This is a genomic window from Tenacibaculum sp. M341 (assembly GCF_004337695.1).
GTDB lineage: Bacteria > Bacteroidota > Bacteroidia > Flavobacteriales > Flavobacteriaceae > Polaribacter.
In genome coordinates this window covers 92142-104073 of sequence record NZ_SJXJ01000012.1, presented here as the reverse complement: position 1 = coordinate 104073, position 11932 = coordinate 92142, and the positions used below count along the sequence as shown (strand labels likewise).

The 11932-nt window shown below is 29.6% G+C and carries 10 protein-coding genes; 5 read left to right on the top strand and 5 right to left on the bottom strand.

Annotated features, from left to right (window positions below):
- Window positions 1–158 precede the first annotated feature (158 nt).
- Entirely contained in the window at window positions 159–1376 is a 1218-nt protein-coding gene (locus tag EYW44_RS14690) for an aminotransferase class I/II-fold pyridoxal phosphate-dependent enzyme (RefSeq protein WP_132724427.1), read from the top strand.
- A 70-nt stretch (window positions 1377–1446) separates the two neighbouring features.
- Here EYW44_RS14690 and EYW44_RS14685 read toward each other — a convergent pair whose 3' ends face one another.
- Together EYW44_RS14685 and EYW44_RS14680 are read right to left on the bottom strand one after the other, a co-directional pair.
- Window positions 1447–2478, bottom strand: a complete 1032-nt coding sequence (locus EYW44_RS14685) for a metal-dependent hydrolase (protein ID WP_132724426.1) — start codon at window positions 2476–2478, stop codon at window positions 1447–1449.
- 29 nt (window positions 2479–2507) lie between these two features.
- Window positions 2508–2924, bottom strand: a complete 417-nt coding sequence (locus EYW44_RS14680) for a hypothetical protein (protein ID WP_132724425.1) — start codon at window positions 2922–2924, stop codon at window positions 2508–2510.
- Window positions 2925–3091: 167 nt separating this feature from the next.
- Between EYW44_RS14680 and nhaC the strand changes: the two genes are divergently transcribed.
- Entirely contained in the window at window positions 3092–4582 is a 1491-nt protein-coding gene (nhaC, locus tag EYW44_RS14675) for a Na+/H+ antiporter NhaC (protein ID WP_132724424.1), read from the top strand.
- A gap of 1 nt (window position 4583) precedes the next feature.
- Window positions 4584–4751, top strand: a complete 168-nt coding sequence (locus EYW44_RS22265; protein WP_165872233.1) for a hypothetical protein — start codon at window positions 4584–4586, stop codon at window positions 4749–4751.
- Window positions 4752–4824: 73 nt separating this feature from the next.
- Here the strand turns inward: EYW44_RS22265 and EYW44_RS14670 are convergent, their stop codons facing one another.
- Window positions 4825–7086: a fibronectin type III domain-containing protein gene (locus EYW44_RS14670; protein WP_132724423.1), complete on the bottom strand. Its 2262-nt coding sequence runs from the start codon at window positions 7084–7086 to the stop codon at window positions 4825–4827.
- Between the two features lie 185 nt (window positions 7087–7271).
- Window positions 7272–9242, bottom strand: a complete 1971-nt coding sequence (locus EYW44_RS14665; RefSeq protein WP_132724422.1) for a putative porin — start codon at window positions 9240–9242, stop codon at window positions 7272–7274.
- 70 nt (window positions 9243–9312) lie between these two features.
- Between EYW44_RS14665 and EYW44_RS14660 the strand changes: the two genes are divergently transcribed.
- Entirely contained in the window at window positions 9313–9918 is a 606-nt protein-coding gene (locus EYW44_RS14660) for a ribonuclease HII (protein WP_132724421.1), read from the top strand.
- A gap of 171 nt (window positions 9919–10089) precedes the next feature.
- Here the strand turns inward: EYW44_RS14660 and EYW44_RS14655 are convergent, their stop codons facing one another.
- The gene (locus tag EYW44_RS14655) at window positions 10090–10617 is read right to left on the bottom strand and encodes a hypothetical protein (protein WP_132724420.1); all 528 of its coding nucleotides are present in this window, start codon (window positions 10615–10617) and stop codon (window positions 10090–10092) included.
- 58 nt (window positions 10618–10675) lie between these two features.
- Here EYW44_RS14655 and EYW44_RS14650 point away from each other — a divergent pair, with 58 nt between their 5' ends.
- Window positions 10676–11725 (top strand): nucleoid-associated protein, encoded by a 1050-nt coding sequence (locus tag EYW44_RS14650; RefSeq protein WP_132724419.1) that lies wholly within the window; start codon window positions 10676–10678, stop codon window positions 11723–11725.
- Window positions 11726–11932: the final 207 nt, after the last annotated feature.

Here is an 11932-nt window from a genome sequence, read left to right as displayed (position 1 = left end):
TGAAAATAATTCTAAAAATAATTAACCAAAACCTTTAAACCAGTTTTTAAAACCACAAAAATAACAAAAATCAGTTTTAAAATCTACATATACATTTTTTCATTGATTTTTACTCAACACTACTATTACTTTGTCTTAAACAAGCATACTATTATATTATGAAAAAATTTAAACCAGCGAATAGAATTCAAGATTTACAGTACTTTGGAGAATTTGGAGGTGTAAACCCATCTATTTCAGACTCTTCTACATACACATTTTTATCAGCAAAAACCATGTTTGACACTTTTGAAGGTAATGCAGATGGATGTTATTTATATTCTCGTCATACTTCTCCTTCAAACTTATATTTAGGTGAAGCTTTAGCTGAAATGGAGGGTACTGAAACAGCTAATGTTGCCGGATCTGGTATGGGAGCTATTACTCCTGTTTTATTACAATTGTGTAGCGCTGGTGATCATATTGTTTCTAGTAGAACTATCTATGGAGGAACTTATGCTTTCTTAAAGAATTTTACACCTAAATTAAATATTGAAACTACTTTCGTTGATATTACAAAATTAGATACTGTTGAAGCAGCTATTAATGAAAACACAAAAGTATTATACTGCGAGAGTGTAAGTAATCCTTTATTAGAAGTTGCTGATATTAAAGCGTTATCTGAACTAGCTAAAAAATATAATTTAAAACTAGTAGTTGATAATACTTTTTCTCCACTATCTATTACTCCTTCTCAATTAGGAGCTGATATCGTTGTTCATAGTTTAACTAAATTCATCAATGGTTCTTCTGATACTGTTGGTGGTGTTGTTTGCGGTACACAAGAGTTTATTGACTCTTTAAGAAATGTTAATGATGGTGCAAGTATGTTATTAGGTTCTACAATGGATAGCTTAAGAGCTTCTTCTATTTTAAAAAATATGAGAACTTTGCACATCCGTATGAAACAACATAGCAAAAATGCTGCTTTTTTAGCTGGAAAATTTGAAGCTGACGGTTTAAAAACGGTATACCCTGGTTTAAAATCTCATCCTTCTCACGAATTATTTAAATCGATGATGAATGAAGAATACGGTTTTGGTGGTATGTTAACTATTGATGTTGGTTCTTTAGAAAAAGCCAATGAATTAATGGAATTAATGCAAAATAAAAATCTAGGGTACTTAGCTGTTAGTTTAGGTTTTTATAAAACTTTATTCTCTGCTCCTGGTACATCTACATCTTCTGAAATTAGCGAAGAAGAACAAAAAGAAATGGGACTTACTGATGGTTTAATTCGTTTTTCTATTGGTTTAGATAATGATATAGAGCGTACTTATGAAATGATGAAAGCTTGTATGGAAGAAGTTGGTATTTTTAAAGAAACATTAGTTTAGTATTTAAACATAAAAAAATATTGAGCCTTCACCGATTTTTAAAATCCGTGAAGGTTTTTTTATTCAAACTCTAATCAATACCTTTCAAACGTTCCCACATTTCACTAAACATTTCAGAAGGAGAACTATCTTTAAATCTTTCTGTATCATTTCTATAATCCCAACGATTGCCTTTTTTATACAAACGAAAACCAAAAACAGAGGCATTAGGGTTATTTTTCTGAATTAAAGGATAACGTAAATCATTATATCTCACTTCTCCACTTTCTAAAGAAACTAAATTATAATAATCATTACTAAACCAAGAAAGCTTATGTAAATCTGGATCATTCATATCAATTAAGCTGTGATTTTTGGGAATGCTAAAAAATTCACTTGCAATACCATTTTTATCCAATAAAGAATAGTATGCTACTTTATAATCTTCCTCTGTTTCAGCAACTCCATACCACAAAATATTATTTAATATTGATGGCTGCACTGTAAATCTAGTATATTTAATTCCTGCTGTGTCAAATGATTTTTTAAATACAGAATTTACATACAATTTGTTTCCTATGGTAAACAACATGTAAAAAGAACTTACATACAAACCTATTCTTAACCATTTCTTTCTTTGTAAACTATTTCTTTTATAAAACATCAAAACAATCAAACTAATTAAAAATGGTAATGTATAAAAAGGATCTGCTACAGCTATATTATTAAATGCAACTCTGTAATCAGAAAAAGGTAGAAATAACTGGGTTCCATAAGGAGTAAAAGAATCCAAAAGTGGATGTGTAAAAATGGACAAGAAAAAGAGCCAAATCCAATCTTTTCTCAAGGTAGTTCCTTTTCTTTTTTTTGTATCGTATAACCAAAAAGTAAGGTAACCAAAAGCAAATGCTCCTAATATTGCAAACACAACAGAATGCATAAATCCTCGGTGAAATATCAATTGATCGATAGAGTTAGAATAAAAAAAACTTCCCAAAAAAACATCTAGATCAGGTATTGTTCCTCCTATTGCACCAAACAATAATGCTTTGTTTCCTATCTTTTTTCCTAGTGCTATTTCTCCGCAAGCAGCTCCTAAAACAATTTGAGTTAATGAATCCATAAGTAGCAAAAGTAACGAATGGTTAATTATTAAAAAACTCCTCGTCTTGTTTCTATTAAATTAAAATTGTCGTCAAATTTTAACCTCAAATTAGCGTTTGACTGCAAATCAACAAAACCTAATTCAACATCCCCTTTTTCAACTGTATACTTGTACAGAAGTACACCTTTATATTGCCTTTCACTTGAAGAGGTTATATTAAATTCAAAATCAACTTTTTTAAATTTAATTTCTTGATTATATGTATTCTTTACAGTGAAAGTAGTATTATTCACATTATTGTAGACATATAATATTTTACTTCTCCTTTTGGATATCTTGAAGTAATTATTGAACTCATTAGATAAAATAGCTCTTTTTAAAACTATTTCACTTAAAGAACTTTTTTTCTCACATCCATTAATTACTAAAATCAATAGTAATAAAAACCATTTAGTTTTCTTCATAGAATTCTTTTTAAAGAACATTGTTAATGTTGTACTAAACTAATAAAATTATTAATTACTATTCTTCATTTTATTTTTAGCTTTTGATAACATCTTGAAAAGACAATCATTTGTATATTTCTTTACAAAATCGTAACATTACAAACCGAAAAAAAGACAACTACACAATGCAAGAAAGCAATCAAAAATCTGAAATAAATATTCAAGACCAAAAAATACAACAAAATGCCAACTTATCTATTTGGGAAGCTTTAATACCAGTAGTGGCTTTAATTGGAATGTTAGCGTATAATGTTTATGTTTTTGGAGATGACGCTTTAAGTGGGAGTAATCAATTTGTACTATTATTAGGAGGAACTGTAGCTGCTTTAGTGGGCTTTAAAAACAAAGTAAGCTATAAGTTAATGATGGATGAAGTTGCCGAAAACATAAAATCTACTTCTAGCGCTATTTTAATTTTATTAATGGTTGGAGCCTTAGCTGGAACCTGGTTAATTAGTGGAATTATTCCTTCAATGATTTATTACGGCTTACAAATACTAAATCCAACTATATTTTTAGCCGCTTGTTTAATTATTTGTGCTGTTATTTCTGTTGCTACAGGTAGTTCTTGGACAACAGCTGCTACTGTAGGAATTGCCTTGATAGGTATTAGTGATGCTTTAGGTATTTCATTAGGTATGACAGCCGGAGCTGTTCTATCTGGTGCTTATTTTGGAGATAAAATGTCGCCGATGTCTGACACTACTAACTTAGCTCCTGCAATGGCAGGTACTGACTTGTTTACGCATATTAGATACATGACCTATACAACAATACCTACATTTATTGTTACTTTAATTGTATTTATAGTTTTAGGCTTTACACAAACAAGCACAGGAAATGCTAACACAGCAGAAATGTTAGCTGATATAGAAAAAGCTTTTCATATTACACCTTGGTTATTTATAGTTCCAATTATTGTTATAGCCTTAATCGTTAAAAAAACACCACCTTTAATTGCTTTACTAGCAGGAACCATTTTAGGAGGAATATTTGCATTAATTTTTCAACCACATGTTGTTGCTCAAATTGCAGGTGTAAAACCAGAAAATTTAAGTTTTAATGCAGCCTACAAAGGGATAATGAAAGCCATTACGGTGAAAACTTCTGTAGCTACCGAAAATGAAGTGTTGAAGGATTTATTTACTGCTGGTGGAATGGTAAAAATGTTAAATACTATTTGGCTAATCTTATGTGCAATGGTTTTTGGAGGAATTATGGATGCTATTGGAGCTTTAGCTAAAATAAGTAGTTTTATGTTGAATTTATTCGACAGTGTATTTGGACTATTTGCTAGTACTGTATGTACTTGTATTGGATTAAATGTTACTGCTTCTGATCAGTATTTAGCTTTAGTAGTACCAGGGAAAATGTACGCAAAGGCTTATAAAGATAAAGGACTTGCTCCTGAAAACTTAAGTAGAACTTTAGAAGATTCAGGAACAGTTACCTCTGTTCTTATCCCATGGAATACTTGTGGAGCGTATCATTCAGGAGTTTTAGGCGTGCCTGTTGTTGATTATGCTTTTTATGCAGTATTCAACTGGTTGAGTCCGTTTATGACATTAATTTTTGCCGCTTTTAGAATTAAAATCAGACAAATCATAAAAAAATAAAATGAGTAAAACACTACAATACTTTTTAATTGGGCTAGGTATTGCCTGTATATTAGTTTCTCTGATAGGAATAATGAGAGGACAAAAATTTTTAGATGTTTTACCTGAAATTATTATTGGAGTAAGCTTGATAATTTCAATTTTCATTGAAAAGAGAAGAAAAAAATAATAATCCTTTTACAAAAATAAACCGTCCAATCTTTAAAATAGGTTGGACGGTTTGTTTTTATATGATTTAACAATTACTCTTTGATTAATTGTGATTGCTTAATTATTTTTTCATCAGATTTTATTGTTAAGAAATACATTCCTTTAGCTAAAATAGCTGGGTTAATTATTTTTCCACTAGCTTCCTTTACTTTAAAAACCTCTTTATATACCTGTTGTCCGTTAATATTAAATAACTCAATTGTTAATGGTTTATTGAAATAATTATTATTTACTGTGATGTTTATTTGATCAATAAAAGGATTAGGATACACTTCTAAATCATTTTCACTAAAAATTGGAGGCACATTTACTAAAGATACTTCTGAGTTCTTAGAAGCGATATTTGAACAAGCGCCTAAAAAATTCCACTCAGAAGCTGTTCTTTCAAATAAATTCCCTTCATACACAACTTTTTGTCCTTCTGTATAATTGACATTACTTTGCCAATTTTGCACACCATTACATATATTACCAGATTTTGTAGTGTATGATACAATTAATTTTGGAGCTTTACTAGCACTTCTTTCATATGAATCTGCTACACGTTTTGCTGACTTACTAGTAAGACTATTTCCTTTACCTAGAATAGCAAAACTTAAACTATTTCCTTGATTCCAATCATTTTTATTTACTAATTCCTGAATCAAATTCTTTAAGTTAGGTGTTTTCTGAGCACTTCCTGTTTGTCCCCCTTCCCAAGCTGCAGGCTTCCAATTTACTCTATTAGTAAAGAAGTTTCTTCTAGATACATTATTTGAATTTGAATAACCTGCTGCACTTGCTGTATTTTCTAAAGCAATTTCTAACTCTGTACTTTCAGTATTACTCTCATCAGCTGTAAATTGTATATATGCATTGGTAATTGTTACATTTTTAGGCAATGATACATTTCTGTAACGCAATCCAATGGTTTGATAACTATCTTTGTTTCTGCTATCATATACTAATTCTAAATCTGAACTATAAGTATATACATTTCCATTTTTATTTTCTTCTACATCATCTCTTCCATTTGAAATAGTTATTTCAATTGTTTTTACATCTGGAGTAGTATCTACATTTCCTTCTTTATTTATTGTAACGACGCTACCGTTAGCAGGATTCCAAACATCTAAATTTGTAGGAATTTGAAAAACATTATTATTAGAAACTTCTCCAACCTCCAATGCATTATCCACCTGAATTGTTCTTGTTTCTATTTTATCTTCATCTATAAAAATCCACTTAAACTGATTAAATCTTCCAGAACTGCGAGTCCATTTTTTCACATCGTCATTAGAACGCAATGGTGCTCCCCAACAACCTTCACCAACATATACAGTACCATTTTTATCATCTCTTATAAACCCTTCTTCATTACCTGAAGCATAACTTGGTTTTACCGGCCAAGTAGTTTTTACTGTATGTGCATCACACTCTACTACCAATTTCACATCTTTTTCATAAAAAAGAGACGCCCAATTACTGTATTGACTAAATCCGTCTAACTTAAAAAAAGTATGAGGTCTCATTGGTTTATGATACTGAGCTATTTTCCAAATTGTACTTTCATTAGCAGTTAAATCGTTACGTAACCAATTTGTTTGATCTCCTGAAATTGAAATCTCTGTATTTAGCGTATAAGCTCTCACTAAATTTTCACCAAAAGTAATTGCGTAATAAACTCTACTTGAAGGAACATCAAACAAATTATAAATAGTATTGTTACTATCTTCGTGATTACCTCTAGCCGCAACTATTGGAAACATTCTTCCATCGTTAGCTATGGTTAACTGCCAATCGTTAAACCAGTTTTGCCATTGACTGTTTGTATCATCATCAGTCATATCTCCACCAAAAAGCACTGCGTGTGGTTTTAATTTAGCTACCAAACGATTCGCATTTTGCCTAGGCTCTCTGTTGTTTCTTGAATCTCCTCCTGCTATAAAAGACATTCTATCATTATTAGCCGGAGCAGTTTTAAACCACAATCTTCTACTAGTTCCTTCACTGTCTTTAATTACAAAATAATAAGATGTATTAGGTTGTAAATTGGTTAAGCGAACAAAATGGTTGTTCATTCCTTTGTAAGAAACAATTCTATCTGGTGTTTTTGAATTTGTATAAAGATTATAATTTACACCATTATCTTTTGTACCGTAGTATACTTTTGGATTGGTTCCTAAAATTTGATTCCATCCAATAACAATAGAAGTAGCTGGATTGTTTCTTAAAGTTAATCTGTATTTATCGTTGGATGCATTACTGTTAATTTTAAAACATAAAATCAACAGAAGAAAGTATATTTTCTTCATTATTTAATAGGTTGCTTTGATTTTTAAAAGCTACGAATCTATAAAAAAGAAATACTGGTATTTACTGCTTTAAAAATGTTAATTGAAAATTAAAACTCTTAACTATTAATTAAAAAAAGCATAACTAAAACATAGGTATTAGTTAATTGTAGAGTATTTAAAGTTCTACTAAATATTCCCTTTTTCTAAATAAACCAATCCCAAACCAAACCAAATCGAATAGACAAATCTCTGTAAGGATAATTAGGTGCTGAAAAATAATTTTTGTTAGGTAAAAAACTAGAACTTATGTTATCTATCTTAAAAAAGATACGTGTTCTTTTTACTCTAGCATTAAAGAAAACATCTAATGTAGGATATCCAATTTCAGTAGAATTCTGCAAAGTAAATTCTGCTAATAAAGGATTATAGGCATTTGCATAATAATCTGTAAAAAATTTAAAAGTCCCTCCAATTTGTACTAAAATAGGATCTCCTTTAAACCAATGATCCATGTAATACAATGTATTTCTAGTTACAAACTTTGGTACTCTATATACTTCGCTTCCACTAGAAACATTTTGGTACATTATTGTATTATCTAAAGCAAACTTTTTGAAAAACTTAAATTCTTTACTCACTTTTAATTTTAAATAAGTAATAGAACCTCCATATTGCTTTGGACTGTTATCTGTATCAAAATACACAAAGTCTTCTATATTGGTAAAGTCCAAACTTGCATCTCCCCATTTAGACTTTAAAGAAAAACCAATATTTCTAGTATCCACATTTCTAAAATTATTTTTCCAAATGTAATCATCATATACACTATGAAATAATTGTTTATTGAAATTTGGAGCTTTAGAATTTAACAACAAACTTCCTTTTACAGAAAAAACACTATCCTTTTTATAAGAAGCAGTTCCTCTAAAATCATTACCTGCTAAATGTCCTCCTCCCGGAGTTATAGTACCACTACCATTTACTCTAAAGTTTCCTACTTTTCCATTCCACTCTCCTCCTATTGAAACCGCAGTACCTCTTAATCGATTATCTCTTACGTCTGTATTAATATTGTATATATCATCATATCCGTAATTTACAGACGTGTAGTTTATTTTAGCTTTCAGTTTACCTAAAATATATTTTGAATTAAATTCTAAATATCCTTGATTATTAGTTAATGAATAATCTGTTTTTTCACTGACAGCTCCAGACGTTCTACTTGCTATTCCAAAAAAATCAGTATCTATACCTGTTTGGGTAAATTGATATTCTTTTGTTTCGTAGTGAAGGATATGACCAACTTTTAAATTGCTAAAGTTCTTCGTATTTGTGGTGTCTTTACTTCCGAAAAGCTTAAAACTATGATCTAAATAAAAACGACTTCCTTCCAATACACTTTCTGCATTTCCCAAGTTTACATCTAATCTTCCTCGGTCTGTAAAATTAGGATCATCGTTTAAAAAGCTGGTTAGAGCATCACTTTGCAAACCTCCACTTTCTTGATTCGTGAAATCTTGTGTTGCAATGTGCGTTCTTATTTCATATTGATTTTTAGGAGTACGATAACTTAAAGTAGTTCTAAAATTACCTGTACTAGAAAGAGATCTACGATATTGTCCTAACGAACGCAAACCTCTGTAAGCAATACTAAAGTTTAATCGCTTAGAAAAATTTAAGGTAAATAATGCATCTAAAACCTGTCCTTGTTCTTGACCTGTTTTATACATTATTTCTGTAGTAGGCGTGGCAACTCTGTAATAATTAATTTCATCAAAGTTTAAATAATTAAATTGTTTTGCTCTAAAACCTATATCTGGAAACTGTGATACATTTCTGTAATTATATCCTAAATTATTAAATGTTTGTCCTTGATTGTGAAAATCTAATAATTCAAAATTATCCTTTCTTCTAAAATTAAATTTATACTCTTTTTTAATATTTAAAATCGTATCAACATAAGTAGTATCGTTGTAATGACTGATAATTTTATAGTCAGTATACTTTGTTTTTCCACTAAGCTTCACACTAATTTCATCATTAGACAAAGAATCTAATCGGGTTACTCCGTTAGAATTATTAAATCCACCCAATCCGCCGCCACCTAATGAACCAATTTGAGAATTGATATTAAGAGAAATACAAATTAAAATAAAAGAGAAAATATATTTCATAGCGACAAATGTAAAATAATAAAACGAAAATAATTGTGAATAATATCTTTGAAAACTGTTAATTTGTTATATGTTACAATTAAATTTTAGTGGTTTTTCATTAGAAGCTGGTACTGATGAAGCTGGAAGAGGGTGTTTATCGGGTCCTGTTGTTGCAGCGGCTGTAATTTTACCTGATAATTTTACTCATGAATTTTTAAATGATTCTAAACAATTATCAGAAAAAAAAAGAAAAGAATTAAGACCATACATAGAGGAGCATGCACTCGCTTATGGTGTTTGTTTTATAGATAATGAAGAAGTAGACTCTTTAAATGTTTTACAAGCATCTATTACAGGAATGCACCGATCTATAGACTTATTAAAAACCAAACCTGAATTTATTATTGTTGATGGAAATAAGTTTAAACCATATAATGAAATTCCTCACGAAACTATTGTAAAAGGAGATGCTAAATACATGAGCATTGCTGCAGCTTCTGTACTTGCAAAAACTTATCGTGATGATTTTATGGAGAAAATTCATGAAGAATTCCCAGAATATAATTGGAAAAAGAACAAGGGATATCCTACAAAAGAACACAGAGAAGCTATTCGATTACACGGAGCAACAAAATACCATAGAAAATCTTTTCGTTTATTGCCCGAACAATTATCTATAAAATTTAAAAGTTAATCATTTCATAACATTGCGATTTTATTACTCTAAAATAATAGATCTAATTTAGTCAGCCAATTTTAGAACAACAACCTATCGTAATCCCCAATGATAGAAGTGCGACTCCTCTTTTCCCTTTTTAAAGATACTGTCGCACTTTTCTGTTTTATACACTTCTAAAAGTGTTTATTACTTTGATTTTACACCAACAAAATTGTCTGATTTTAATTTAAACAACACATTAAAAGTGGTTAAACTTCCATAAATACGAGTAATATATTGTTGTAAATCTATTTTATCTTGATCGTCTAATGTTTTACTAGCATTTATTTTTTGTTCCATTACACGAATTCTATCACGTACCATTACTATTTTATGAAAAAAAGTATCAATAGGAATTTCTTTAGATGCTAAATTAGAATCAGCTGGTTCAATAATTAATTTTCCTCCTTTAAATTTATCGGCAATAGGAACTACTTCAGAAACATCACTCCATTTTTTTAAAATATTACGCAACGTACTTTCCACTTCATATAAACTAACCGAATCAACCTCGTCATCTACTGCTTCAATTGTTTCAAACTCGTCATTTAAAGGAATTGTTTCCAATCCGTTTTCTTGAAAAGTAACCCAATAATGCTTACTATCTACATTAGTTACTACTCCAAAACCATATTCAGGGTGGTTAATTCTAGAACCGATACCTAATAATTTCATATTTCAATATTTTAAACGACACTAAAATACGTATTTTTGTGACCTAATTTTTAGAAAAATGATTAAAAGAACCCGAGTAGAATTATCAAAATGTATTATTCACAAAGTAGCTAATAAGTACAATAGCGGAAAAAATGCATTATCAGAAAACTTAGTTCGTTTTGATGAGGAGAGTTACGAACTACTATTACCTTTTTTATTAAAACCATTTGGTTCTGTAACTCAGAGTTATCGATTTAGTCATCATGCTGATGTTCGATTAAACGAGTTAAACAAATATTCTTCAGATATTTTTGAAGATGAAGAAACATTTTTAGAACATTCAAAAAACATTGTAAATCACTTATACGAGCAATCTAATTCGGCAAACATTAAATCTGGAGATGTTTTAGTCGTATTATTTGAAGGTATTGAATATAAAGACATGCTAACGGAGGCTGTTGGTATTTATAAAATTGAAAGTAAAGTAGATTTCTTTCAAACTTATTTAGATGATGATAGTTTTGATGTAGTGGTTCAAAAGGGAATTTCTACTAAAAAATTAGACAAAGGATGTTTAATTTTAAATACTTCTGATACTGAAGGAACTGTTGTTTTATCTGTTGATAATAATAATTATGATGCTCAATATTGGATTAAAAATTTCTTAAGTGTAAAATATGCTGATGATAGAAATTTACACACTCAAAATTATTTAGAGATGTGTAGAGATTTTTCTGAAGAAGTTATTAAACCTGAATTTGGAAAGCACGAACAAAGTAACTTTTTAGCAAATACCGTAGATTATTTTAAAGAACACGAAAGTGTAGATTACCATAATTTTAAAGATGAAGTTTTTCAAGAAGACAAGCATAAAGATATGTTTGAAGATTATAAAAAACACTTTGAAAAACTAAATGATGTACTTGTTCGTAATAATTTTGAGGTTTCTGATATTGTATTAAAAAAGGAAAAACCAAAATTAAAAACAGAGATAAAGTTAGATACCAATATTCAAATTAAAATTGATGTTGATGCTCCGGATGCTTCTTCAGAATATTTAGAACAAGGGTATGACGAGGATAAAAAAATGAAGTATTATAAAGTATTTTATAATATTGAGAAATAAAACACTTTGAGATTTTACTCAATTAGAACTTAAAAAGCCATAACATCGTAATAATGTTATGGCTTTTTTAATTTGTTAAATTTATTTTTTTATTGAGTTTAAGATTTGCGTTAGGGATTGGAGCATTTGTTGGAGCTCTTTTAAATGTATGGTAAGTACATTTTAAAAGCGACTGCGTAAAGCCCGACCTTTAGGGAACGCCCAAAC

Bases quoted from the DNA above. Each gene is read 5' to 3' on its own strand.
- EYW44_RS14655 (WP_132724420.1), bottom strand. From the start codon at position 10,617: ATGAAATTATTAGGTATCGGTTCTAGAATTAACCACCCTGAATATGGT.
- nhaC (WP_132724424.1), top strand. From the start codon at position 3,092: ATGCAAGAAAGCAATCAAAAATCTGAAATAAATATTCAAGACCAAAAA.
- EYW44_RS14680 (WP_132724425.1), bottom strand. From the start codon at position 2,924: ATGAAGAAAACTAAATGGTTTTTATTACTATTGATTTTAGTAATTAAT.
- EYW44_RS14650 (WP_132724419.1), top strand. From the start codon at position 10,676: ATGATTAAAAGAACCCGAGTAGAATTATCAAAATGTATTATTCACAAA.
- EYW44_RS14690 (WP_132724427.1), top strand. From the start codon at position 159: ATGAAAAAATTTAAACCAGCGAATAGAATTCAAGATTTACAGTACTTT.
- EYW44_RS22265 (WP_165872233.1), top strand. From the start codon at position 4,584: ATGAGTAAAACACTACAATACTTTTTAATTGGGCTAGGTATTGCCTGT.
- EYW44_RS14665 (WP_132724422.1), bottom strand. From the start codon at position 9,242: ATGAAATATATTTTCTCTTTTATTTTAATTTGTATTTCTCTTAATATC.
- EYW44_RS14685 (WP_132724426.1), bottom strand. From the start codon at position 2,478: ATGGATTCATTAACTCAAATTGTTTTAGGAGCTGCTTGCGGAGAAATA.
- EYW44_RS14670 (WP_132724423.1), bottom strand. From the start codon at position 7,086: ATGAAGAAAATATACTTTCTTCTGTTGATTTTATGTTTTAAAATTAAC.
- EYW44_RS14660 (WP_132724421.1), top strand. From the start codon at position 9,313: ATGTTACAATTAAATTTTAGTGGTTTTTCATTAGAAGCTGGTACTGAT.